20 protein-coding genes are annotated in these 23,062 nt (G+C 68.5%); 10 read left to right on the top strand and 10 right to left on the bottom strand.

The features are described 5' to 3' along the window. Positions 1-71: 71 nt before the first annotated feature. Positions 72-1,055: an NAD(P)H-dependent flavin oxidoreductase gene (locus LC066_RS05775; RefSeq protein ID WP_224897144.1), complete on the top strand. Its 984-nt coding sequence runs from the start codon at positions 72-74 to the stop codon at positions 1,053-1,055. Between the two features lie 501 nt (positions 1,056-1,556). Then, a complete protein-coding gene (locus LC066_RS05770) occupies positions 1,557-2,171 on the top strand; it encodes a TetR/AcrR family transcriptional regulator (RefSeq protein ID WP_222476803.1) in 615 nt (204 codons plus the stop codon). Between the two features lie 180 nt (positions 2,172-2,351). Here the strand turns inward: LC066_RS05770 and LC066_RS05765 are convergent, their stop codons facing one another. Beyond that, the gene (locus LC066_RS05765) at positions 2,352-3,032 is read right to left on the bottom strand and encodes a hypothetical protein (protein ID WP_224897142.1); all 681 of its coding nucleotides are present in this window, start codon (positions 3,030-3,032) and stop codon (positions 2,352-2,354) included. Positions 3,033-3,230: 198 nt separating this feature from the next. On the opposite strand from LC066_RS05765, the gene LC066_RS05760 reads away from it, so the two are divergent. From LC066_RS05760 to LC066_RS05745, 4 genes are read left to right on the top strand one after another with little or no spacing between them, the layout of a single operon-like run. After that, positions 3,231-4,625 carry a S1C family serine protease gene (locus LC066_RS05760; protein ID WP_224897140.1) on the top strand — a complete coding sequence of 465 codons (1,395 nt, stop codon included), beginning with the start codon at positions 3,231-3,233 and terminating at the stop codon, positions 4,623-4,625. Between the two features lie 19 nt (positions 4,626-4,644). Next, positions 4,645-5,388, top strand: coding sequence for a response regulator transcription factor (locus LC066_RS05755; RefSeq protein WP_224897138.1), 744 nt, complete (start codon positions 4,645-4,647; stop codon positions 5,386-5,388). Next, positions 5,385-6,755, top strand: coding sequence for a sensor histidine kinase (locus LC066_RS05750; protein WP_224897136.1), 1,371 nt, complete (start codon positions 5,385-5,387; stop codon positions 6,753-6,755). Before LC066_RS05755 ends, LC066_RS05750 begins: the two co-directional genes overlap by 4 nt. A gap of 21 nt (positions 6,756-6,776) precedes the next feature. After that, a complete protein-coding gene (locus tag LC066_RS05745) occupies positions 6,777-8,261 on the top strand; it encodes a patatin-like phospholipase family protein (RefSeq protein WP_224897134.1) in 1,485 nt (494 codons plus the stop codon). Positions 8,262-8,546: 285 nt separating this feature from the next. Here the strand turns inward: LC066_RS05745 and LC066_RS05740 are convergent, their stop codons facing one another. From LC066_RS05740 to LC066_RS05700, 9 genes are all read right to left on the bottom strand, one after another. Next, complete coding sequence (locus LC066_RS05740; RefSeq protein WP_224897132.1) at positions 8,547-9,776, bottom strand: aminopeptidase P family protein; 1,230 nt, start codon at positions 9,774-9,776, stop codon at positions 8,547-8,549. 230 nt (positions 9,777-10,006) lie between these two features. Continuing rightward, positions 10,007-10,516, bottom strand: coding sequence for a hypothetical protein (locus LC066_RS05735; protein ID WP_224897130.1), 510 nt, complete (start codon positions 10,514-10,516; stop codon positions 10,007-10,009). 85 nt (positions 10,517-10,601) lie between these two features. Beyond that, positions 10,602-11,681: a DUF1513 domain-containing protein gene (locus tag LC066_RS05730; RefSeq protein WP_224897128.1), complete on the bottom strand. Its 1,080-nt coding sequence runs from the start codon at positions 11,679-11,681 to the stop codon at positions 10,602-10,604. Positions 11,682-11,760: 79 nt separating this feature from the next. Beyond that, positions 11,761-12,762 (bottom strand): imelysin family protein, encoded by a 1,002-nt coding sequence (locus tag LC066_RS05725; protein ID WP_224897126.1) that lies wholly within the window; start codon positions 12,760-12,762, stop codon positions 11,761-11,763. Further along, entirely contained in the window at positions 12,762-14,300 is a 1,539-nt protein-coding gene (locus LC066_RS05720) for a di-heme oxidoredictase family protein (protein WP_224897505.1), read from the bottom strand. Before LC066_RS05720 ends, LC066_RS05725 begins: the two co-directional genes overlap by 1 nt. 335 nt (positions 14,301-14,635) lie before the next feature. Beyond that, positions 14,636-15,121 (bottom strand): bacterioferritin, encoded by a 486-nt coding sequence (bfr, locus tag LC066_RS05715; RefSeq protein ID WP_222476780.1) that lies wholly within the window; start codon positions 15,119-15,121, stop codon positions 14,636-14,638. Beyond that, a complete protein-coding gene (locus LC066_RS05710; protein WP_085888517.1) occupies positions 15,087-15,362 on the bottom strand; it encodes a bacterioferritin-associated ferredoxin in 276 nt (91 codons plus the stop codon). Before LC066_RS05710 ends, bfr begins: the two co-directional genes overlap by 35 nt. A 103-nt stretch (positions 15,363-15,465) precedes the next feature. Continuing rightward, a complete protein-coding gene (locus LC066_RS05705) occupies positions 15,466-16,734 on the bottom strand; it encodes an imelysin family protein (RefSeq protein ID WP_224897124.1) in 1,269 nt (422 codons plus the stop codon). Between the two features lie 56 nt (positions 16,735-16,790). Further along, the gene (locus LC066_RS05700; RefSeq protein WP_224897122.1) at positions 16,791-17,258 is read right to left on the bottom strand and encodes a hypothetical protein; all 468 of its coding nucleotides are present in this window, start codon (positions 17,256-17,258) and stop codon (positions 16,791-16,793) included. Between the two features lie 383 nt (positions 17,259-17,641). Here LC066_RS05700 and LC066_RS05695 point away from each other — a divergent pair, with 383 nt between their 5' ends. The 4 genes from LC066_RS05695 (at position 17,642) to LC066_RS05680 (ending at position 23,020) form a co-directional block, all read left to right on the top strand. Then, positions 17,642-19,699 carry an NADH:flavin oxidoreductase gene (locus tag LC066_RS05695; RefSeq protein ID WP_224897121.1) on the top strand — a complete coding sequence of 686 codons (2,058 nt, stop codon included), beginning with the start codon at positions 17,642-17,644 and terminating at the stop codon, positions 19,697-19,699. 273 nt (positions 19,700-19,972) lie between these two features. Further along, on the top strand, positions 19,973-20,857 hold the full coding sequence (locus LC066_RS05690; RefSeq protein ID WP_224897119.1) for a LysR family transcriptional regulator: 885 nt from the start codon (positions 19,973-19,975) through the stop codon (positions 20,855-20,857). A 154-nt stretch (positions 20,858-21,011) separates the two neighbouring features. Next, positions 21,012-21,506 (top strand): formate dehydrogenase subunit gamma, encoded by a 495-nt coding sequence (locus LC066_RS05685; RefSeq protein WP_224897117.1) that lies wholly within the window; start codon positions 21,012-21,014, stop codon positions 21,504-21,506. Beyond that, a complete protein-coding gene (locus LC066_RS05680) occupies positions 21,503-23,020 on the top strand; it encodes a formate dehydrogenase beta subunit (RefSeq protein ID WP_224897115.1) in 1,518 nt (505 codons plus the stop codon). The genes LC066_RS05685 and LC066_RS05680 overlap by 4 nt, the downstream gene beginning before the upstream one ends. The last annotated feature ends 42 nt before the right edge of the window (positions 23,021-23,062 follow it).

Below are 23,062 nucleotides of genomic sequence, written 5' to 3'. Positions count from 1 at the left end.
CAGCGACAGAGGTGACACCCGGCCTGCCGCGTGCCACCTCTGACGCCGAGGACAACACCCGGGAGGAACCCATGAGCCTGCCCCAAGCGCTCTCCAACCTGCGTCTGCCACTGATCGGCAGCCCGCTTTTCATCATTTCCAACCCCGATCTGGTGATCGCCCAGTGCAAGGCCGGCATCGTCGGCTCCTTCCCGGCGCTGAATGCGCGCGAGAAGGCGGGCGAGCCGATCGAGCTGGAACGCTGGCTGACCCGGATCAACGAAGAGCTGGACCGGCATAACCAGGAGAACCCGGACACCCCGGCGGCGCCCTACGCGGTGAACCAGATCGTGCACAAGTCGAACGCCCGGCTGGAGCGTGACGTGGAAATCTGCATGAAGCACAAGGTGCCGGTCTGGATCACCTCGCTCGGGGCCCGGCCCGAGGTCAACGAGGCCGCCCACGCCGGCGGCGGCATCGTCCTACACGACGTCATCAACGACCGCTTCGCCCACAAGGCCATCGAAAAGGGCGCTGATGGTCTGATCGCCGTGGCGGCCGGTGCCGGCGGCCACGCGGGCGCGCAATCTCCCTTCGCCCTGGTGCAGGAAATCCGCGCCTGGTTCGACGGCCCGCTGTTCCTTTCGGGCGCCATCGCGCGCGGTGACAGCCTGCTGGCCGCGCTGGCCATGGGTGCCGACGGCGGCTACGCCGGCTCCGCCTTCATCGCCACGGAGGAGGCCAATGCAGACGAGGCCTACAAGCAGATGATCACCGACTGCGGCGCCTCCGACATCGTCTATTCCAACCTCTTCACCGGCGTCTGGGGCAACTACCTGAAGCCCTCGGTCGCCGCGGCCGGCATGGACCCCGAGGCGCTGGAAATCTCGGACCCGTCGAAAATGGACTTCGGCGGCGCCAAGCCGAAAAGCTGGAAGGAGATCTGGGGCTCGGGCCAGGGCATCGGCGCAGTGAAGGAGATCCTTCCGGCGGCGAAGCTGGTCGACCGCCTGGAGGCCGAGTTCATCGCCGCCCAGGACCGGCTCGCCGCGCAGCTCGGCTGGACCCGGGGCTGATCGGCGAATACCCGCTCAAAAATTGAGCAACTGTTCAGGCGCCACCCCGCCACCCAGGGTGGCGCCTGCGGCTTTTATACGCCCAAAGGTTGCACCTCCCCTTGAGCGGCTCATTCCATGTGAATACAGTTGATACTTGCAAGGAATAAAACGTACGCGGATAGGGAGAGATCTCTTGCGACAAGACCCGTCGCCAGCGTATGCAAAGACCAAATTAAAATCCGATAGGGCGCGTTTCCGCCATTCCGAGCGGAATGTCGGCGTATTGGGTTTTATTGCAGGTCGCTCCGCCGGTTTCTCAGATCCGGGGGTTTTCTGTGCCTAGCTTCCGGCTTAGAGCATGCGGCCACTCTTAGACGCGGGTTCAATGACCCGCGAGTCTGGAGAGTTTCTTGCGCGACAATGTCGCTCCGGATTAATCGGCAATATTGTTTGTCTACAGCTTCGTCGTGAAACGGGTGCGATTCCCGAATCACACACCAACAAATGACTGAGGGGCAAATGGCAGATTGGAATGGGGAGATCGCATCGCGCGAGGAGATGCGTGAACGCAAACGCCGCGCCGCACTTCGGGTCGCATCCCGTCTCTTCAACGAAAAGGGCTACCACGCAACATCGCTGGACGAGATCGCCGACCGTATCGGCGTGACCAAGACGGCGCTTTACTACTACTTCCGCAACAAGGAAGAGCTGCTCTACGAGTGCATCGAGGTCAGCCTGAAAGCCGGGGAACGCGCCAGGGTCGAGACCGAAGAGGCCGGTCCGGACGCCTTTGATCGGTTCCGCGCCTTTTACCTCGCCTTCCTGCGGCACGTCATCGAGGATGGCGGCACCTATGCCACGCTGATCAACATCCGCGCCCTGCCGGCCTCAATGCAGCAGCAGCTGGTGCAACGCCGCGAGACGTTGCGCGCGCATATCCAGGGCCTTCTCGACGGGGCCGTGGCCGAGGGCCGCCTGCGTGAGGTCGAGACCGAGAGCACGGCCCTGTTCCTCTTCGCCGCGGTCAACTGGATCATGGCCTACAGCCTGGAACAGCACGGCGGACGCGCCGATCCCACCATCACGGCCGAGACCTTCCTCGATCAGGTTCTGCGAGGGCTTGAAAGCCGATAGCCCCGGGACAGGCCCTCAAGGGCCACCTCTCTTACCGCCGGTCGCCCCGTGTCGCCCGGCGGATCCCAGGCCGAGCCGCGCGCCAGCCAATCGCCAGCCACGCCGCCCGTCCCTTCCCCGCCAGCGCCACCTTCCACGCCGTCCTGCCGTGACAGGTTTGCGGTGATGCGGCCCGTTGGATCAGTTGGTAATCAGCGAATAGGAGCTCGCGGCGGGGCCACGATTGACCACCTCGACGGTAAAGAACTCGGAGGTGGCAGGGCGCCAGCCGCAATAGGCAATGGCGCTTATGTCGGTATCCGAACAGACCAGGCGCCCGTGTCCGTCGCGCACGAAAAGGTTCAGGTCCGCTCCGGTATCCTTCGCCTCGACATAAACCTCCGCATAGTCGCCGCCGATGTATTCCAGCGGCGGATAGGTATCCTTGCCATTTCCCGAGATCGTGGTGATCGAATAGACCTGCCCCGACGCCACGCCCTTTGTCCCGGCGAACCGCACGTCGTCGGCCAGCTTGGCAATCGTTTCGGACCCGCCCGACATCTCCAGCGCCGCGTCCAGCATCCGTTGCCAGGACAGGAGCCGGGGTTCCGGGGCGATCCCCTCCGCCGGCGGCCCCTCCTTCACCGGCTGGCGCTGCACCTGCATGGCCAGCACCGACTTGCGCAACCGGGCCGCCGCCACCGCCAGCATCGGATCCCGAAGATCCTGCGCCGCCTCGAACAGCCGCGCCGACAGCTCGGCGTTGCGGATCACGCTCTGGGCCGCGGCGGGCAAGGCGCCCCCCAGGCCGACAAGGGCCGCCAGGGCCACCGCCATGGCGGGGCGGGGCAGAACGGGCGGACGGGGCAGCGAAACGGGCATGGGAAAATCTCGTGTCGGAAATGCTGCCCGAAGGATTGCCCCCAGCCGGAGGCATTTCAACGAAAATCTGGCATCTGGCCGCCCCTGCCGCCGCCATCCGGCCCGATGACACAACTTGTCATGTGAGTTGCCCGGATCGCGGCGTTAGCACTACAAATTGACAGGACCGTCCCCGCCGGAGGCCTGAAAGGACTGCCCATGCCCCTGCCCCGCCGCCCCTTCACGCGCCCGATGCGCCCCGCTGGTCGCCCCGCGCGGGGATGGGCCTGGCCGGTCGTGGTCGGGCTGGGGGTCGTCTGGCTGGGAACGGCCCTTGCCCTTCTCCCCGGCGCCGCCCTCGCCCGCATCGACCTGCCCCGGGCCGCCCTGAGGGTCGAGACCGGGCCGGACGCCCTGATCGCCGCGGCCCTGGCGCGCGGTCTGGCAGCGACGGTGGAGCTTTACACCGACACAGGCGCGCCTGCCTTCCTCGGCAGCGGCTTCCTCTTCGGCACGGAACCGGTCCTGGTCACCAATGCCCATGTGATCGGAGCACACGCCCATATCGTCGCGCGGTTCAGCGATGGCCAGAGGCGCGAGGCGACGCTGCTGCGGCAGGACCGGGCGCGGGACCTGGCCCTGTTCACCCTGACCGGGCCCGCCCCTGCGCCAGGCCTTTCGCCCGCCCCGACCGCGCCGGTCCTGGGCCAGCCCCTGTTCGCGCTTGGCGCCCCGCTGGAGCTGGGGCAGAGCGTGACCCGGGGCAGCCTGTCCCATGTCGGGCGACAGGTGGACCCGGCGGTGCCGTTGCAGCTTTACCAGCATGACGCGGCCCTCAACCCTGGATCCTCCGGCGGCCCGCTGCTGGATGCGCGGGGGGGCGTGGTGGCGATCAATGCCCGGATTGCCGACGGCTCACGCTTCTTCACCGGCGTCGCCTATGCGGTGCCCGTGGCGACCCTGCAGGGGCTGATCGACGACACCCTGGTGCCTGTGCCCCGCCTGGGGCTGCGCCTGCGACCGCTCGACGGGGAGACCGCGCGCCTGCTGGGCCTCGGCGAGGATCAAACCGGCGTCCTAGTGGACGACGTGGACGACGGCGGCGCCGCAGCACGCGCCGGCCTTCGCCCTGGCGATGTCCTGCTGTCCTTGGATGGCCGGCGGCTGGACCGCCCGGGCACGCTGGCCTTCGCGCTGGAGGGCCGCCGCAGCGATACCTTGCCTTTGGTCCTCATGCGCCCGGGCGCGCACCCGATGGAGCAGCAGCTGACCCTGCGACTGACGCCCACGGACATGCCCGAAGCGTCTGCCGCGTCCAGAGCAGCTCCGGCACCTGTGCCCCTCGGCCTGACCCTCGCGCCCGGCACGGCCCGCATTCTGTCGGTCACCGAGAACAGCCCGGCCTTTGCCGCGGGCCTCGCGCCGGGGGACGAGATCCGCGCGGTTAACGGTCTCGCCGGGGCGAAAGTCGCGCTGCGCAGTGCCACGGCGCAGCTGCTGCGCATCCAGCGGGACGAACGGCAGATGCACCTGCTGCTGGATCCCGCCGCCGCCCCCTCGCTGGGTCGGCCGGTCACGGGCAATGCGCTCGACCCGGCCGTCGTGCCCTTCTGACCAGCCATCCGGAGTGACCATGCCAGAGACCGACCCGACCCCGCCCCGCCTGCCGCCCCGCATCCTCATCGTCGAGGACGACACCGAAGCGGGCCAGGCCCTTTGCGCGGCGGCACGCGACCTCGGCGCCGATCCGCATTGGGTGACGACCTACCCCGAGGGGCTGGCTGCCGCCGGGGCCGACGATTTCCGCGTCATCGTCTTCGACCGGATGCTGCCCGGCGGCGACGGCATCGACGCCCTGGCAAAGATCCGCGCCGCAGGCTCCACCGCGCTGGTGCTGATCGTCTCCGCCCTGGGGCGGGCCGCGAACAAGATCGAGGGGCTGGAGAAGGGCGCGGACGACTACCTGGCCAAGCCCTTCGACCCCGATGAGCTGCGCGCGCGCCTGCGCGCCCTGCTGCGCCGGGCCACGATCACGGTACTGGACAACGACCTGGTCAGCTTCGGTGAGATGGAGATCCGCATGAAGGCGCGGACCGTCCATATCGGCGCCACCCACGTCCCCGTCAGCCCGAAGGAGTTCGATCTGATCGCCTTCTTCGCCGCCAATGCCGGGGCGGTGGTGACGCGGATGCAGCTGCTGGAAAAGGTCTGGAACCTGCATTTCGACCCGCAGACCAACGTGGTCGATGTCCACGTCGGCCGGTTGCGCCGCAAGCTGGAGCAGGCCGCCGGGCGCCCGGTGATCCATACGGAGCGCGGCGCGGGCTATGTCTTTGACCCGCAACGGGCCGCTCCCATGGACGACGCCCCGGCATGAGGCGCCTGGCCGGCTCCGCCAGCCTGCGGGTCACCCTGGCCATCGCGGCCGGCATCATCGTGATCTCCCTCTCGGCCATGGGCCTGCAATACCGGGTGACCGCCCGGGCGCTGGACGCGCGCCAGGCCGAGCTGCTGACCGCGGATCTCGACGCCTTCGCCGCCACCTATCAGCAAAGGCGCATCCCGGCGCTGCGCCAGGCCATCGATTTCCGATCCCGCAGCATGGAACCGGGCGAGGCGATCTATCTGCTGCAGGATCGTACGGGTGTGAAACTTGCGGGCAATATCGGGGGCTGGCCCGTGGACATCACGCCCGTGGGCGCGCGCTTCGACCCGGCGCCCGTGCTGCACTACGCCCTGCCCCTCGGCCCCGGCGGCGAGGCGATCCGCTATCGCGGCATCGCGCGGGAACTGCCCGGCGGCTTTCGCTTCCTGACCGCCCGGGCCGAAACCCCGCGCGAGGCGACACTGGCCGGGCTCCGCCGGGTGATCTGGCCAGTGGCCGCCGGGCTGGTGGCGCTGGCGCTGCTGGCCGGGTGGCTGACCTCCCGCTGGGTGCTGGGGCGCATCGCGCGGGTGAACCGGCTGGCCGATCTAGTGGCGGCAGGCGACCTGTCGGCCCGCCTGCCCGAGCCCCGGTCCAGCGATGAATTCGGTCTGCTGGAAACCCATGTGCATGCCATGCTCGACCGGATCGAGGCGCTGAACCGCGCCACCCAACGCCTGTCGGACACCATTGCCCATGAATTGCGCACGCCCCTGAACCGCCTGCTGCAACGCATCCGCACCCTCGACGCCCCCGCCCCGCAAAAACAGGCGCTAGAGGCGGAGATCCATGCCACCACCCGCACCTTCAATGCGCTGCTGGACATCTCTGCCGCCGAGGCCGCCAGTGGCGCGCGGCCCGGACTGGTGCCGGTGGACCTCTCGGCCCTGATGGCGGAGGTGCATGACCTCTACCAGCCGCTGGCCGAAGACCGTGCGATGGCCCTGACCCTCGACGCCCCGCCCGGCCTGCAGGTCCTGGGGGAACGCAGCCTGATCGCCCAGCTTCTGTCCAACCTCCTCGACAACGCGATGAAGTTCTGCCGCCCCGGCGACAGCATCGCGATGACCCTAACCGCCGAGGGCGACCGCCTGGTGATGATCCTCGCCGACACCGGCCCCGGCCTGCCCGAGGCGCAACGCGCCGAGATCACCCGCCGCTTCGTCCGGGCCGAGCGGGATCGCGACGTGGCCGGTCACGGCCTGGGCCTGGCGCTGGTGCAGGCGATCGCCACCCGCCACGGTGCCAAACTCACCCTGCCGGCAAGCGAAAAGGGTTTCCGGATCGAGATCGCCTGGCCTAAGCTGTCGCGGGATTGATCCCCCGACCCCGGGACCCGCATGCGATTTCAGACACGCCTTTTGACCGCCCTGCCCCTGGCCCTCGCCTTGTCGGCCTGCGCCGTCCTGAACCCGCCCCTGAACCAGTTGCGCGACAACGGCCCAAACGACACCGCCCGCGCCGCGCCTGCGGGCGATGAAGAGCTGTGGGTCGGCCTGGCCTTCTCCGGCGGGGGCATGCGCGCCTCGGCCTTCGCCCATGGGGTGGTGGAGGAGCTTCGCGCCATGACCGCTGGCCCCGGCGACCCGGACGGCATCCTGTCGGAGCTGCGGTTGGTCACCGGCGTCTCGGGCGGCTCGGTCACGGCGGCCTACTACGGGCTCCACGGTGCCGAGGGCGTGGATCGCTATCGTGACGGTTACCTGGTGCGCGACGCCGAACGCTACATGGCCAACAATCCGTTGAACCCGCTGACCATCGCGCGCGGCCTCTCGGGCGGGGCCAACGGGCGCGAGACCTTCGGACGGTTCCTCGACGAGGCGCTGTTCCACGGCGCCACCTTCGGCGACCTGGCGCGGCGATCCCCGATCACCACCTGGATCAATGCCACCGATGTGGCCAATCAAACCACCTTCCTGTTCACGCCCGAGACTTTCGATGCGCTCTGTTCCGACCTGGCCAGCTTCCCGATCTCCGACGCGGTTGCGGCCTCGGCCGCCTATCCGCTGGTCTTCTCGCCCATCGTCGTGGACAGCCACCAGGGCGGTTGCGCCTACCGCGCGCCCGACTGGCTGACAGCGGCGCGCTACAATTCCGAGGCGACGGGTGCCATGCGCGCCCATGCGGCGGCGCTGGAAAGCTATGCCAGCGACCCCGACATGCGCTTCGTAAAGCTGCTGGACGGGGGCATCACCGACAACTTCGGCACCACCGGCCTGGCGGTGGAGCGCGCCCGCGCCGAGGCTCCCCATGCCCCGCTTTCGGCCCGCGAGGCGGTGAAGCTGTCGCGCCTGCTCTTCCTGGTGGCCGATGCGGGCGTCGAGCAGCCCAACGACTGGACCACGCGGATGCAGGGCCCGGGCGGCGGGCAGCTGGCGCGGGCCATCGTGCAATCGGCGATGACGGCAGCCTCTCGCACCGGGTTCGACGCCATGCGCCTGCAACTGGACCGCTGGCAGGAGGATCTGGTGGACTTCCGCTGTTCCCTGACCCTGGCCGAGGTGGCTCGGCTGCGCGGCTCGGCGGCGGGCTGGGATTGCCGCGACCTGAAGTTCTTCGTCGGCATGGTCAGTTTCGACGATCTGGGCGGGCAGATGGAGGACCGGCTGAACGCCATTCCCACCCGGCTGGCGCTGGAGGAGGCCGAGGTCGACCTGTCGATCTCGGCAGGCCAACGCACGACGCGGCAGAACCCGGAGGTAAATGGCTTCCTCGCCTCGACCACGCGCTATGGCACCGACCGGCTGTCGGCCATCGACGCCGGCACCGCCCGGCGCATCGCCCCTGTGGGCGGAGCGCGGCAGATCGCGCCTGTGTCGGATTAACCCCTCCAACCCTTCCTGTTGGCGCTGACTGAATGCCCGGGCGGAGCCCCGGGGGCGCATCGGAGCGAGGAGGGACGCGCCCGACCCTGGGTGGGCGCCTTGATCCCTCTTTGCTGGGGAAGCACCCCAAAACTCATTTGTCGCCTGTGCTCTTTCCGACATCGCCATGCGCCCTCCCGGGGGGAGGGTCGGGCGCGGCCCGGGCTTGCAGCCCGCGCCAGGAATGGCCGGAGTGGGCGCCCCCAAGACAAAGGGCGGAGGACTCCCCGTCCTCCGCCGCCCCGCTCAGGCGATGATGTTCGCCCCCGGGCCGTAGGGGAACTTGGTGATGTTCTCGGCCCCCTCTTCGCCCACCACAAGGATGTCATGCTCGCGATAGCCCCCGGCGCCCGGCATCCCCTCGGGCAGCCACAGCATCGGCTCCATCGACACGACCATGCCCGGCTCCAGCACCGTGTCGATATCCTCGCGCAGCTCCAGCCCCGCCTCGCGGCCATAGTAATGCGACAGCACGCCGAAGCTGTGGCCATAGCCGAAGCTGCGGTGTTGCAGCAGGCCCTCATCGGCCAGGAAGCGGTTCAGCTCATCGCAGATCTGGGCACAGGAAATGCCCGGCTTGATCAGCGACAGGCCCAGCTCATGCGTGGCCACATTGGCCTGCCAGATCTTCAGGCTGCCCGCATCGGGTTCGCCCAGGAAAAGAGTGCGTTCCAGCGCGGTGTAATAGGCCGAGATCATCGGAAAGCAGTTCAGCGACAGGATGTCGCCCATTTCCAGCGCCCGGGTGGTCACCGGGTTATGGGCGCCGTCGGTGTTCAGGCCCGACTGGAACCAGACCCAGGTGTCGCGCAGCTCGCTGTCGGGATGGGCGCGGGCAATCTCGGCCTCCATCGCGTCGCGACCCGCCATGGCCACGTCGATCTCGCGCGCGCCCTCGTGAATCGCGGCGCGGATCGCGGCGCCGCCCAGGTCAGCGATGCGGGCGCCTTCACGGATCAGGGCGATCTCCTCGGGAGATTTGATCATTCGCGCCTGCATGGTGGCGGGGGCCACGTCGACCACCTCGGGGGCGCCCAGAAACTCGGCCAGCTTGGCCGATTGCGCCAGGGTCAGGTGATCGCCCTCGATCCCCACACGGCGCGCGCCGCCCGCCAGGTTCCGCACCGCGCGCCAGTAGTTGTCGCGCTGCCAGTCGGTGTAGATGACATTCTCGCCATGGCTGCGCCGCCAGGGTTGGCCGGCGTCGATATTGGCGCTGACCGTGGTGCAGGCCTGCGCCGTCACCACGCAGGCATAGGGCCGGCCGAAGGAGCAATAGAGAAAGCCCGAATAATAGGCGATGTTGTGCATCGAGGTCAGCACGACCACGGGCAGATCCATCCCGGCCATGATCGCGCGCAGCCGCGCCAGACGCGCGGCGTATTCGGCGGCAGAGAAGGGCAGCGGGGCCTTTTCGCCATTGTGGCAGGTGAAGGTATCGACGCGGGTGTTCAGTTGGGTTGCCAGATCGGCCATGTCTCAATCCTCATTCCGGAGGCCGGAGCGGGAGAGACGTCCACGACCCGGCGCAAACGTCCGGGCGTACAGGACAGGGTTGAACCTATCGGACCGGAAATGCGCGCCGACGCCATCGGCACGCGGGTCCGTGGGGGTTTTCTAGCCGAAGCGCGGGCGCCCGGCAAAGCGGAAAGTGACGTGACCCGACCCGTCGTGTGCGCCTCTGCCCAGGTCGCGGGCAGCGGCTCTCAGGGTTCGATCAGCGCCACCAGCTTGCCCTCGAAGAACGAGAAACGCGCGGACACCTCCTCGGGCGCGGCACAGACGGCGTCGGCGCCCGACAGCATGGTCCAGATGCCATCCTCGCGCTTCTCCTCGACTTCCAGTTCCAACAGCAGATCCCCCTGGGCATCGAAGGCCGCGAGGCGCAGATGCGCCTCGGCCACCGGTGCCGGGGTCAGACGGGCGTAGAAGGCCGCACCCTGCGGATCGGCCTCCGCCCGGGCCGCCGGATCCTGTCCCGCGTCGACGGCGCAGAAGGTGGCGACGCCGTCGGGCACCAGGAAATAGTTCAAGGGGCCACTTTCCGGGGCGACGGAGAAATCCAGCATCAGCGCGGGGTCTGTGCCCATCGGGGCGGAGGGATCGGCCATGGCGGCGCCTTTCAGGCTGAAGGCCAGAAGCGCGGCCAGGGTCAGGGGGCCCAGACAGCCCATGAGATAGGAGCGCAAACGGGCATCAAACTGTCGGGGCGGCATGTCCGTCCTCCTCGGGGTCGCACCACGTTAGGCGAGGCCCCTGCCGCGATCAACTGCCCCCTGCCCCTTGCCACCTGTCCCCGCGTTAGAGCGTGACGACGTGGTTGTCCCAGGCCCGCTCGGCACGGGTGAAGGGCTGAAACTCTTCCGCGGTGGCATGCCAGACACCGCCCAGCCCGTCGGTGGCCAGGAACCCTTCGGGCCCCGCCGCCAGGCCGCAGATGTCCGGGCGACGGTGCACGGCGACGAAATTGGCATCGTGGTCGAAGATATGCAGCCGACCGCCGCGCGGGCTGGTGATACCGAAATACTGCCCGTCGCCCGACAGCGCGACGGAGCCCGCATAGCCATTCATCGCCAGCTGCTCACCCAGGGGCGCCTCGGCCAGCTTGGCCTCCGCCCAGCCCCGGCGGTGCAGCCCCAGCAGGGGCACCCCGTCCATCGTGTCGCCCTGCCACTGCATGGCGAAACCGACCAGGCCGTCGCCGGTCATCGCCAGGTGGCGGATCGAGTTCAGGTGCAGATCGGGATCCAGAACCACCTGCTCCAGCAGCTCCCCCTCCGGCGTGATATAGGCCAGCGACGGCTGCATGGTGGGCAGGTTCAACTTGCCCCGCCCGTCCTCGACCCGGGGATCGGTCTGGATGCCGCCATTGGCCACTACCAGCGTGCCGTCAGCCATCTGCAGCGCCTCATGCGGGCCGACGCCATGGGTCTCGATCTCACCCACGCGCCTGTAGCCCTGGCTGCGCGACCACAGCCCGATCTTGCCGCGGGTGGTGATGTAGTCGTTCTCCAGCGTGGCCAGGATGTCGCCGCCCTGCAGGAAAGTGCCATGGCCCATGAAATGCCGCCCCTCGGGGCTGTGCAGCTCGGTCAGGACCCGGCCATTGGCGCAGTCGATGACGCGGGCGAAGGTGCCCGGGCGGCGGGCGAAGCCCACGGCCTCCGGTGCCACCGGATGCGCCGCGCCCGCGTGTCCGCGCCCCGGCATCGGCACCCGGAAGACGTCATGGCCCATCACGTCGATCCCGAAGAGGGCATGCTGCCCGTCCGGTTCCTTGGCGAAGGCCAGGAAAGCAGGGGACCCGGCGTCGGCCCAGCTCAGGCGCGGGGTCAGGGCCGAGGCGGCCATGGCGGCAAGGAAAGCGCGGCGGGGGATCATGGCGAACTCCGTTCGGATGCGGACCCGTGCCGGTCCGGCCGGCACGGGCGGATGTGAGAGCCTGGCGCGGTCGCCGCGCTCAGTCGCCGTCGGCCGAGTTGAACCCGGCGGACAGCCCGAAATGCCCGCCGACCTCTCCTTCGACGCTCCGGCGCAGAAGCTGCACGCGCTGCTGCACGATCTCGACCTTCAGGCGACCCGAGATGTCATCGACCTGCGACAGGTCCGGCGTTTCCACCGCCTCGATTGCCTCGAAGACGGAGGCGAAGGCTGCCTCGCTCTGCGGCATTGCCTCCGGCGCCATCAGAGCGCGGGCGAGGCCCTGCAGGGCCTCCAGCGACAGGGTGACATTGCGCAGCGACCGGCCCGAGCGGCGCGCCTCGGCGCGGCTGGCGCGGGGGCGGTCGAACGTGCCAAGGGGCCGTCCAAGACGGCTGTCGGCGGTGAACTCCAGCCCCGACAGCAAGGAGGTGTAAAGGACGCGCACCGCCTCGTCCCGGTCGAGATAGGTGGTGTTGCCCGCCTCCCCCGCGCTCAGCAGCGCCGGGGCGGCCTCGTCGTGCCATTCCTGGTCGATCTCTTCGGCCATCCGCGCCAGGTCGGCGGAAATGGCCTGCACCAGACGGCAGGTATAGCTGTCGGCCTCGTAACCGGCGAACTGGTCATCGTAGAGCAGGTATTCCAAGGCGAAGAGACCGCGCGCCGCAACCGAAAGCTCATGGAACTCATCAGGCTGATCGACGATCTCGTCCGCGTCGGCGACCATCTGGCCCAGCATCCGCGGGGTGAAGCCCTTCTTGTCGGGCCAGAAGGCGATGGCGTTGACCCGGCCATCCACCTCCAGCGGGCCGAAGCGCAGGTGCGAGACGCCCATCCATGCGTCAAAGGCGTCGTTCCACGCGGCCTCCAGCTCCGGGGTCGGCGTGCAGGTGGCGCCGGCCTGCACCTGCAGCGCCTCGGCGGCCCCGGCAAAGGCAGCGGTGCCCGGCAGGATCTCCTGCTCCACAGCGTCTGCGACATCGGCCGTGGCCGTGGTGGCGGTCAGGCTCAGGATCAGGGCGGCGGCGGGCAGGAAACGCATTACAGGCTCTCCAGGAAGGCAATCAGGGCGGCGCGGGTGTCGGGATCCATGTCGACCACATTCTGCCGCGCCTGTGAAGCCTCGCCCCCGTGCCACAGAACCGCCTCCAGCAGCGACCGCGCGCGGCCGTCGTGCAGGTAGTAGCTGTGCCCGTTAACCTGCGGCGTCAGCCCGATCCCCCAGAGCGGCGGCGTCTTCCATTCCGTGCCATCGGCCCGGCCCTCGGGCCGGTGATCGGCCAGTCCCTCGCCCATGTCGTGCAGCAGAAGGTCCGTGTAGGGCCAGATCAGCTGGAAGCTCTGCGCGTCCTGCCCCTCAAGCCGGTGGGTCACGTATTTCGGCGTGTGGCAGGAGGTGCAGCCGGCCTCGTAGAAGGCCTGCTTGCCGGCCAGGACCTGCGGATCGCCCACGTCGCGGCGCTCCGGCACGGCCAGGTTGCGGCTGTAGAAGGTCACCAGATCCAGCCCCTCTGCGTCGATCTCGGTGCCGCGTACGTCGCCATCCCCATGGGGCGCGGCGCGACAGCCCGTCTCGGCCTCGGTGCAATCGCCCCAGGGCGCGTCGAAGAGCGGGGTGGAGATGCCGATGTCCCCGGCAAAGGCCGCCGCCGACTGTTCCTTGATGCTGGGCGCGCCCCCCTTGTAGCCGAAGCGGCCCAGTTCCGGACGGTCGTTCTCGAAGGACCAGACGACCTGCGCCCGTCCCGAGATGCCGTCGCCGTCGGCGTCCTCGGGGTCGGCCTTGGCCAGGATGTCCTCCGCCGGGATCGCCTCCAGCAGGCCGAGGCCGATCATCTGCGGCGCGACGCGCGGGGACAGCATGGCGCCCGGCGCCAGCGGACCATAGCCCAGGTCCTCGGCGGTCCAGGTGGGATGGCGCAGGCTGGCGGTTTCGCCCCCGGCCAGCTCGACCACCTCTTCTTCCCAGGTCACGCCCAGCCGGTATTCCGCCGGCAACCCGTGGACCGAGAAGTCCTGCATCTGTCCGCCGTAGACCGGATCGGGCCGGGTGCGCGCCGCGCTCGGCGCGCCGGCGGACAGCAGGAAGGCCTCGATCTCCGACATCGGCTCCGCCTCGTCCGCAGGCACGGAGACGCGCAGGAACATCGACACCGCGTCATCCTCGGGACCCTCGGGCGGATGGCCGCGCCCGTCCTTCAGGTGACAGCGCTGGCAGGCGCGCGCATTGTAGAGCGGCCCCAGCCCGTCGCTGGCCTTGGTGGAGCTGGGAGAGCTGACCCAGAGCTTCTTGAACAGCCCGTTGCCCAGCTTGAAATTCATCTCCCCCTCGAAGCCGATATTGGCCGAGAACTGGCTGAAGGCATCGGCATCGGTGCGTGCCCGGGTGGTGGCGGCGCCGGCCGGGTTCTGCTCGAACCGCTCGGGGGCGCTGAAATCCGTCGTGGGCGCGGTGACGGCGGCGATGCGCGCGCGCTCTGCCTCGGTGCGGGGCACGACGTCCAGGATCGGGGCGGTCAGCCTGTCGGACAGCTGCACGGTCTCGGCACGAAGGGCCAGAGGCGACAGCGCCAGCGTCATGGCCAGGACGGAGGCCAGCCCTCTGCCGGCCGGACGGATCGGATGGGTCAGGTGCGTGGACATCGGCAACTCGTGCTCTTCAGGATGCCCCGTGGCTTGCCACCAATTCCTGAGCGGTTCAATCGGAAATGCGGCCCCGCCCTGCGGCATGACGCCCGCCCTATGCCCCGGCGGGTACGCCCCTGCCCGCCACTCTCTCGATATGCTGGCCCAAATGTTCCCCGGGGCTGAACCGCGTCTGGGAAGATCCCCGGGCTCAAGGGGCAGCCCCCCTGCCTGAATGCAAAAGGGGAGGCCCAGCGGACCTCCCCCTAACATCGAGTCGCCAGAGGCGCTTACTCGGCTTCGTCCGCCGAGGAGGCGTTGAGCAGGCCGTATTTCTCGGCGCCCAGCGAGGTGTAGAGTTCCAGCTGAGTTTCGAGGTAGTCGATGTGACCTTCCTCGTCCGCCATCAGCTCCTCGAAGAGGTTCTTGCTGACGTAGTCGCCCACGCTGTCGCAATGATCGCGCGCTTCCTTGTAGAGGTTGCGGGCGTCATGCTCGGCGGCCAGGTCGGCCTCCAGCGTTTCCTTCAGGGTCTCGCCGATGCGAAGCGAATCGAGCTTCTGCATGTTCGGGTGGCCTTCCAGGAAAATGATCCGGTCGACCAGCTTGTCGGCGTGGTGCATCTCCTCGATGCTTTCTTCACGGGACTTGGCCGCGATCTTGCCGTAGCCCCAGTCCTTTTGCAGCCGGTAGTGCAGCCAGTACTGGTTGATCGCCGTCAGCTCGCTACGCAGCGCTGCGTTAAGGTACTCGATGACCTTTGCGTCGCCTTTCATCCGAAGTCTCCTTTGTCGTCGCGCGGCGCAGGCCGCGCAGAATGTCTGGTACTTCGAAACTATCGCAATCGCGCATGGTGTCCATGAAAAGCGGCAGGCAGCCCCCGCATTCGGCCTTTTTCCCCAATGCCCGGTAGACCTTACCGGGTGTGATGATCGTCTCGGGGTCGGCGGCGCGCATCCAGTCCACGGCGGAACGGATGTCGCGATCGGTGAGCGAGTGGCAGTGGCAGACCATCATGGCAGGGGTCCTTCGCAGGCTCTTGGGGAGACGGTCGGGGCGGCGCACCGCCACGACCCGGAGGTGTGGGGACGCGCGGGACGATCCGCGCGCCCATGCCGGATCACTCGAAGACGGCGTCCGGGTTGTCGAGGCTGTCGGAGCCTTCGAAGCCGATCTGATCCAGCTCCAGGGCGGTGACGGCGCGTTCGATGCCGCGGGTCTGGGTGACCAGCGCGTCGACCGCATCCATGATCAGGGCCTCGCCCTTCTCGTTGCCGCGCTCCAGCATCATGTCGTAGCTGAAGCCCGCCTCGGCGGCCGATTTCAGCGTCGCCAGCTTGAACATCGTGTCGCTGATGTCGGCTTTGAGGGTGGCATCCACGTCGGCGTCGGCCTCGGCCACCAGGTCGGACAGCGACGGGCCCTCGGTCACGGTGCCGTCGACGCCGGTATAGCTGCCGAAGTAGACGTTCCGGATGCCCAGACCGTCGTAGTAGTGGGAGTTGTGGGTGTTGTCGGAGAAGCAGTCATGCTCTTCCTCCGGGTCGTTCAGCAGCACGCCCAACTTCATGCGTTCGCCGGCCTGTTCACCGTAGGACAGGCTGCCCATGCCGGTCAGCATGGCCACGATGCCCGCGTCCTCATCGGCCATCAGCGTCTCGCGCGCCTCGCCGCCCTCGGCCCATTGGCCGGCCATCCATTCCAGGTCCGATACCAGCAGGTCGGTCGCGGCCTTCAGGTATTCACCGCGGCGGTCGCAATGACCGTTGGTGCAGTCATCACCGGCGGCGTAGTCGGTCCAGGAGCGTTCGCCCGCCCCCTTTTCGGTGCCGTGCAGGTCCTGGCCCCAGAGCAGGAATTCAATGGCGTGGTAGCCGGTGGCCACGTTGGCCTCCACCGCGTCGGCCTCGTGCAGGGTGCTTTCCAGCAGCTCGGGCGTGATTGCGGCGGCATCCACCTCTTCGCCCGACAGGGTGAAGGTCGGGTTGGCGATCACGTTCAGAACGGCATATTCGTTCTCGTCGGTGGCGCCGCCATAGGAGGCGTCAACGTAGTCGATCAGGCCTTCGTCCAGCGGCCAAGCGTTCACCTTGCCTTCCCAGTCATCCACGATCGCATTGCCGAAGCGGTAGGCCTCGGTCTGCTGGTAGGGCACGCGGGCTTCGAGCCAGGCGGCCTTCGCGGCCTCCAGCGCCTCGGCCGAGGGGTTCGCGATCAGCTCATCCACGGCAGCCTGCAGCGTCTTGGCGGTGCTCAGGCTGTCGCCGTAGGCGGCGGCGGCGATGTCGGCGTAGGTGTCCAGCACCTCCGCCTTCTCGACGGCCAGCGCCAGGCTGGGGGCGGCAACCAGGGCCGTGGTGGCCAGGGCGGCTTTCAGAATGCGTGTCATGGAAGTCCCTTCTGTTCGCATGTTGTCTGCGTTTTCAGTCGTCTTGATCGTCAGGCTCAGTGCAGGGTGACGGCGCGTCCCGGCGCCGCGGGCGGATGCGGGTGATCCGGCGCACCTCGCTGAAGTTCCAGGCCCAGCAGTCGCGCCTGTGAGACCACGGCGGGCGCCATGTCGGCGCGCACCAGCAGGCAGGCCATCAGCATGGCGTCCTCGCTGTCGCCGCCGGTCGCGATGCTGACCAGATGCGCCAGGACCGCCTCGTCGGCGCCGACGCAGGCGCAGCTGGCGGAATGACGCAGGACCGGGCGGCGCCCGTGCCGCAGCACCAGATCGAAGAAGCCGTCCAGCGCCGCCTCGATCCGCTCGGCCGTGGCCGGCCCCATCAGGCCCGCCAGTTCGTCCACGAAGGTCCCATGGGCTGCGGCGCCGTCACAGCGGGCCCGCAGGGCGCCGATGACCAGCGCCTCGTGCAGCGGCAGGGTGGTGATCTTCGCCACCGCCTCGGCGCCGCGCACCGCGCTCATGCCCGACACCCCGTCGCGCCCCGGCACGCGGCCAGGTGGCAGGGCAGAGAATGGGCGTAGCCAGCTGAGGTCATGGGGTCTCCTTTGCGGCTTTTCTGACGAAAACGCTCAGCCAAGTCAATCCCGAGTATTTTGTTTGGCTTTTAAGAGTCCGTGATCCGCCGGCCCTTGTGGCAGGCCAGGCCGCCACTTCAGGTGGCTGAAATGCGTAGCCGAACGGCGCTCTTGGCGAAAATTCGTGTCCGCACAGCCGGTCAGCGTGAACCGGCGTCTTGGCAGACTCACGGCGCGCATGCTTGGCTCACTCCGGGCCGCCCTGCCCTGCCGGATCGCCGCCCGGCTGGCGTCGCCCTTCCCGACTGCCAGACTTCAGGACCAGCCCAATGACCACTGCCGCCCGCCAGACCGCCTCCCGCGATCCGCTCCTGCAACCCTACCAGCTGCGTCACCTGACGCTGAAGAACCGGATCATGACCACCGCGCATGAGCCCGCCTATACCGAGGACGGGCTGCCCAAGGACCGCTACCGCGCCTATCATGAGGAGCGCGCGAAGGGCGGCGTGGGCATGGTGATGACCGCCGGATCGGCGGTGGTGTCCCGCGACAGCCCGGCGGCCTTCGGCAATGTCGCCGCCTGGAAGGACGAGGTCGTGCCCTGGATGGCGAAGCTGACCGAGGCCTGCCACGCCCATGGCACCGCCGTCATGATCCAGCTGACCCACCTGGGCTGGCGCACCCGCTACGACGTGGAAGACTGGCTGCCGGTGATCGCGCCGGGCCGCCGGAAGGAGCCCGCGCATCGCGTCATCCCCAAGGTGATGGAGGAGTTCGACATCGCCCGGGTGATCGAGGAGTTCGCCCTGGGCGCCGAGCGGATGAAGGATGCCGGCCTCGATGGGATCGAGCTGGAATGCTACGGCCACTTGATCGACGCCTTCTGGTCGGGGGAGCTGAACCAGCTGGACGCCCCCTATGGCGGTGATCTGGACGCGCGGATGAAGTTCTCCCTCGACGTGCTGCAGGCGATCCGCGACCGCACCGGGCCGGATTTCCTGGTGGGCGTGCGCTACACGGCGGATGACCTGCACCCCGGATCCATCGACGAACAGACAGGGATCGAGATTGGCCACCGTTTAAAGGCCTCGGGCCTGGTCGATTTCCTGAACGTGATCCGCGGCCGCGTGGACAGCGAACCGAACCTGACCGACGTGATTCCCCTCGGCGGCACGCCCGCCGCGCCGCACCTGGATTTTGCCGGGCGCATCAAGGCCGAGGTCGGCCTGCCCACCTTCCATGCCGCGCGCATCGCCGACGTGGCCACCGCCCGTCACGCCGTGGCCGAGGGCAAGCTGGACCTGGTGGGCATGACCCGGGCCCATATCGCCGACCCGCATATCGTGGCCAAGATCGCCGCGGGCCGCGAGGATGAGATCCGCCCCTGCGTCGGCGCCACCTATTGCATCGACCGGGTCTATGTCTCCGGCGGGGCGCTCTGCGTGCACAACCCGCACACCGGGCGTGAGCTGACCCATCCGCATGCCACGCCGACGTCCGCCACGCCGCGCAGGGTGGTCGTCGTCGGCGCCGGCCCCGCCGGGCTGGAGGCCGCGCGCATCGCCGCCGAGGCGGGCCATGCGGTGACGGTGCTGGAGGCCGCCGATCAACCCGGCGGCCAGGTCCGCCTGCTGGCCCAGGCCCGCCGGGCCGAGATGATCGGCATCATCGACTGGCGCATGGCGCAATGCGAGGCGCTTGACGTCACCTTCCGGTTCAACTGCTTCGCCGAGGCCGAGGATGTGACCGCACTCTCCCCCGACCTGGTGGTCATCGCCACCGGCGGCCTGCCCCATACGGAGGTGATCGAAGGCGCCGATCTGGCGCTCTCGGCCTGGGATGTGCTGTCAGGTGACGCGAAACCCTCGGGCTCCGTGCTGATCTACGACGAGGCGGGGGACCACGCCGCGCTTCAAGCCGCCGAGAAGCTGGTGGCGCTTGGCTGCACGGTGGAGATCATGAACCGCGAACGCGGCCTCTCGGCAGAGATCCTCGGCATGAACTTCGTCCCCTACATGCGCGCGCTTCAGGACAAGGGTGTGACCTTCACCGTGGCCCGCCGGCTTGATGCGCTGACCCGCGACGGCAACGGCCTGCGCGCCTCGATCGGCACCGAGTATTCCGACTGGACGACCGAAGGGCACTACGACGCCGTGCTGGTGAACGCGGGCACGACGCCGATGGAAGACCTGTATTTCGAGCTGAAGCCGCTGTCGCGCAACGGCGGCGAGGTGTCGATCGACGCCCTGGTCACGGCCGAGGGCGATCCCTTCCCACAGCGCCGCCCCGAGGCCGCCTTTGACCTGGTGCGCATCGGCGACGCGGTGGCCGCGCGCAACATCCATGCCGCGATCTTCGAGGCAATGCGGATCCTGCGCTTGACCTGAGGGATGGAAGGGGGCGCTGCCCCCTCTTGAGCCTGCGGCCCAATTCACCCCCGGAGTATTTCAAACAAGGTGAAGCAAGGGCGTGGAGCGCGATCCCCGGTGCGCGGCAAGGCGACGGCAACCGTCCGGACGGGGTATGGCGGGGTGTCTACAGGATGCCGATCTTGCCTGGGCAGTTGGTGGCGTCCTGCAAGCGGAGGGCGCCCCGGATCCTGCCGGGGTGCGCCGTGCGTGGGGGCTGGGCAAGGGGCGCGTTTCGGGGGAAAAGGGGGGATGATCGGGAAACTCGAAATGTTCATGGCGCTGGCCCGGGAGCAGCACTTCGGCCGCGCGGCCGAAAGCCTCGGCATCACCCAGCCCAGCCTGTCGACGGGCATCCGCCAGCTGGAGGATCAACTGGGGGTAAAGCTGGTGCTGCGCGGATCCCGCTTCGGCGGGCTGACGCCCGAGGGCCAGCGGGCGCTGGTCTGGGCGCGCCAGATCGTCGGTGATGCCCGGCGCCTGCGCGAAGAGATGCGCTTCGCCCGCGAGGGGCTGGCGGGGCACCTGCGCATCGCCGTGATTCCCACGGCGCTGACTTGGGCCTCGCGCCTGGCCACGGGGTTCCGCGCCAGCCATCCCGGGGTGGAGTTCACCATCCTCAGCCGCAACTCGGCCGAGATCCTGACGATGCTCGAGAACTTCGAGGTCGAGGCGGGGATCTCCTACCTCGATAATGAACCGCTGGGGCATGTGTCGACCGCCTTTCTCTACCGCGAACGCTATGCCGCGGTCTGCCGGCCCGATCACCCGCTGGCGGCGCGCGAGGTGCTGGACTGGTCCGATTTCGCCGGGCAGGACATGTGCTTGCTGACCCCGGACATGCAGAACCGCCGGATCATCAACCGAGCCTTTCTGGAGGCCGGAGTGGCGCCGGGGGCGGGGCTGGAAAGCAATTCGACCGTGGTGCTGGCCAGCCATGTCGAGGGCGCCGGGCTGATCACGGTCCTGCCCGACGATCTGGCGGCCTTCCTGGTGTCGGGGCGCAACCTGGTGACGGTGCCCGTGGCGCCGGGGGGCACCGGCCCGGCCGTCGGTCTGGTCGCACCCTACCAGGAGCCGCATACCCCTGTCCTGCAGGCGCTGCTGGACACGGCGGAGCAGCTGGCGGCGCCCTGATCTATTGCGTCTGCGGACTGCCGTCACGCTGCGCTGCGGCGGATGCGGTTCCGTAGGTTGATAGATTTCATCAATCGAATGACGGAAATGCGATATTGATCCTGTATCGCCTTTTCGCCATGACTCCCCGACAAGCCAGCGAGGGGAGACGAACATGAACCCGCAGCCACGCGCGCCGCAGGCGCTGCCAGAGGTCGGAGAGGAGGAGATCCGGCCGCTGATCGACCGCAATCTGCACCTGGAAGGGCCCCTGCTGCCGATGTTGCACGACATCCAGGCGGCCTTTGGCCATATTCCTGAGACGGCCGTACCGATGCTGGCGGCGGCGCTGAACCTCGGCCGGGCCGAGGTGCACGGGGTCATTTCCTTCTACCACGATTTCCGCAAGGCACCCGCCGGGCGCCACGTCCTGAAGATCTGCCGGGCCGAGGCCTGTCAGTCCATGGGCGGCGAGGCGATGGCCGAACGGCTGCTGGCGCAGCTTGGCCTCGACTGGCACGGCACCTCGGCCGATGGCCGCGTGACGGTGGAGCCGGTCTATTGCCTCGGTCTCTGCGCCTGCGCGCCGGCGGTGATGCTGGATGATACCCTGATGGGGCGCGCCAGCGAGGCGCGGCTGATGGCGGCTGTCGAGGGAGCTGAGGGATGAAGATCTACCTGTCGATGGACAGCGCCGCCAAGGCGCTTGGCTCCGAAGAGGTTGCGGTAGCGCTGAGTGCCGCGCTGGAAGCCCGTGGCGAAACGGTCGAGGTGATCCGCGTCGGATCGCGCGGCATGGTCTGGCTGGAACCCCTGCTGGAGATTGACCGCGGCCAAGGCCGCGAGGCCTGGGGCCCCGTGGCGCCCGAGGACGTGGCCGGCATCCTGGCCGGCGAGGTCGAGAGCCTTGGCCTGACCGAGGAGATCCCCTTCTTCGCCCGGCAGACCCGTCTGACCTTCGCCCGCTGCGGGGTGATCGATCCGCTGTCGCTGCCCGACTACGAGGCCCATGGCGGCCTCGCCGGCCTGCGCCGGGCCGCCACCATGACCGGCGAGGCGATCATTGATGAGATGAAGACCTCCGGCCTGCGCGGGCGCGGTGGCGCGGGGTTCCCGACGGGGATCAAGTGGGACACCGTCCGCATGGCCCATGCGGATCAGAAGTACATCGTCTGCAACGCCGACGAGGGCGACAGCGGCACCTTCGCCGACCGGATGATCATGGAAGGCGACCCCTTCTGCCTGATCGAGGGCATGGCGATTGCGGGCCTCTGCACCGGCGCGACCAAGGGCTATGTCTACACCCGGTCCGAATATCCCGACGCCGTGGCGGTGATGCGCGAGGCGATAATTCGCGCCCGCGCCGCGGGCGTGCTCGGCGATGATGTGCTGGGGTCAGGCCGCGCCTTCGACATGGAGGTCCGCGTGGGCGCGGGCGCCTATGTCTGCGGCGAGGAAACCAGCCTGCTGAACTCGCTCGAAGGCAAGCGCGGCGTGGTCCGTGCCAAGCCGCCGCTGCCGGCGCTGGAGGGCTTCCTGGGCAAGCCCACCGTGGTCAACAACGTGATCTCCCTGGCGACCGTGCCGGTGATCTTCGAGAAGGGCGCGCAGCATTTCGCGGACTTCGGCCTGGGCCGGTCGCGCGGCACCATCCCGGTGCAGATCGCGGGCAACGTGAAGCACGGCGGCTTGTTCGAGACCGCCTTCGGCATGTCCCTGGGCGATCTGGTCGAGGATATTGGCGGCGGCACCGCCTCGGGCCGCCCGGTGAAGGCGGTGCAGATCGGTGGACCCCTGGGCGCCTATTTCGGGCGCGACAAGTTCGACACGCCCTTCGGGTATGAAGAATTCGACGGCCAGGGCGGGCTGATCGGCCATGCGGGCGTCGTGGTCTTCGACGACAGCGCCGACATGCTGGGCATGGCGCGCTTCGCGATGGAATTCTGCGCCGTGGAAAGCTGTGGCAAGTGCACGCCCTGCCGCATCGGCGCGGTGCGCGGCGTCGAGACGCTGGACCGGATCAAGCAGGGCGACGGCGCGGCGGTCGAGCTGCTGACGGACCTCTGCGAGACGATGAAGGATGGCTCGCTTTGTGCGCTCGGCGGCTTCACCCCCTATCCGGTGATGTCTGCGCTGGAATCCTTCCCCGAAGAGTTCGGCCTGACCAAGGAGGCAGCGGAATGATCCGGCATCACGCAAGCCGCACGGGCGAGGGGCCAGCCCCTC

The sequence above is a fragment of the Pseudooceanicola marinus genome, assembly GCF_020177265.1.
Taxonomy (GTDB): Bacteria; Pseudomonadota; Alphaproteobacteria; order Rhodobacterales; family Rhodobacteraceae; genus Pseudooceanicola; species Pseudooceanicola marinus_A.
Note: the sequence above shows the minus strand (reverse complement) of the source record. Positions and strands in the feature narration are given on the sequence as shown.

Bases quoted from the DNA above. Each gene is read 5' to 3' on its own strand.
- LC066_RS05765 (WP_224897142.1), bottom strand. From the start codon at position 3,032: ATGCCCGTTTCGCTGCCCCGTCCGCCCGTTCTGCCCCGCCCCGCCATG.
- LC066_RS05680 (WP_224897115.1), top strand. From the start codon at position 21,503: ATGAAGATCTACCTGTCGATGGACAGCGCCGCCAAGGCGCTTGGCTCC.
- LC066_RS05775 (WP_224897144.1), top strand. From the start codon at position 72: ATGAGCCTGCCCCAAGCGCTCTCCAACCTGCGTCTGCCACTGATCGGC.
- LC066_RS05740 (WP_224897132.1), bottom strand. From the start codon at position 9,776: ATGGCCGATCTGGCAACCCAACTGAACACCCGCGTCGATACCTTCACC.
- LC066_RS05695 (WP_224897121.1), top strand. From the start codon at position 17,642: ATGACCACTGCCGCCCGCCAGACCGCCTCCCGCGATCCGCTCCTGCAA.
- LC066_RS05730 (WP_224897128.1), bottom strand. From the start codon at position 11,681: ATGATCCCCCGCCGCGCTTTCCTTGCCGCCATGGCCGCCTCGGCCCTG.
- LC066_RS05690 (WP_224897119.1), top strand. From the start codon at position 19,973: ATGATCGGGAAACTCGAAATGTTCATGGCGCTGGCCCGGGAGCAGCAC.
- LC066_RS05735 (WP_224897130.1), bottom strand. From the start codon at position 10,516: ATGCCGCCCCGACAGTTTGATGCCCGTTTGCGCTCCTATCTCATGGGC.
- LC066_RS05685 (WP_224897117.1), top strand. From the start codon at position 21,012: ATGAACCCGCAGCCACGCGCGCCGCAGGCGCTGCCAGAGGTCGGAGAG.
- LC066_RS05760 (WP_224897140.1), top strand. From the start codon at position 3,231: ATGCCCCTGCCCCGCCGCCCCTTCACGCGCCCGATGCGCCCCGCTGGT.
- LC066_RS05710 (WP_085888517.1), bottom strand. From the start codon at position 15,362: ATGATGGTCTGCCACTGCCACTCGCTCACCGATCGCGACATCCGTTCC.
- LC066_RS05720 (WP_224897505.1), bottom strand. From the start codon at position 14,300: ATGACGCTGGCGCTGTCGCCTCTGGCCCTTCGTGCCGAGACCGTGCAG.
- LC066_RS05705 (WP_224897124.1), bottom strand. From the start codon at position 16,734: ATGACACGCATTCTGAAAGCCGCCCTGGCCACCACGGCCCTGGTTGCC.
- LC066_RS05770 (WP_222476803.1), top strand. From the start codon at position 1,557: ATGGCAGATTGGAATGGGGAGATCGCATCGCGCGAGGAGATGCGTGAA.
- LC066_RS05700 (WP_224897122.1), bottom strand. From the start codon at position 17,258: ATGAGCGCGGTGCGCGGCGCCGAGGCGGTGGCGAAGATCACCACCCTG.
- LC066_RS05745 (WP_224897134.1), top strand. From the start codon at position 6,777: ATGCGATTTCAGACACGCCTTTTGACCGCCCTGCCCCTGGCCCTCGCC.
- LC066_RS05725 (WP_224897126.1), bottom strand. From the start codon at position 12,762: ATGCGTTTCCTGCCCGCCGCCGCCCTGATCCTGAGCCTGACCGCCACC.
- LC066_RS05750 (WP_224897136.1), top strand. From the start codon at position 5,385: ATGAGGCGCCTGGCCGGCTCCGCCAGCCTGCGGGTCACCCTGGCCATC.
- LC066_RS05755 (WP_224897138.1), top strand. From the start codon at position 4,645: ATGCCAGAGACCGACCCGACCCCGCCCCGCCTGCCGCCCCGCATCCTC.
- bfr (WP_222476780.1), bottom strand. From the start codon at position 15,121: ATGAAAGGCGACGCAAAGGTCATCGAGTACCTTAACGCAGCGCTGCGT.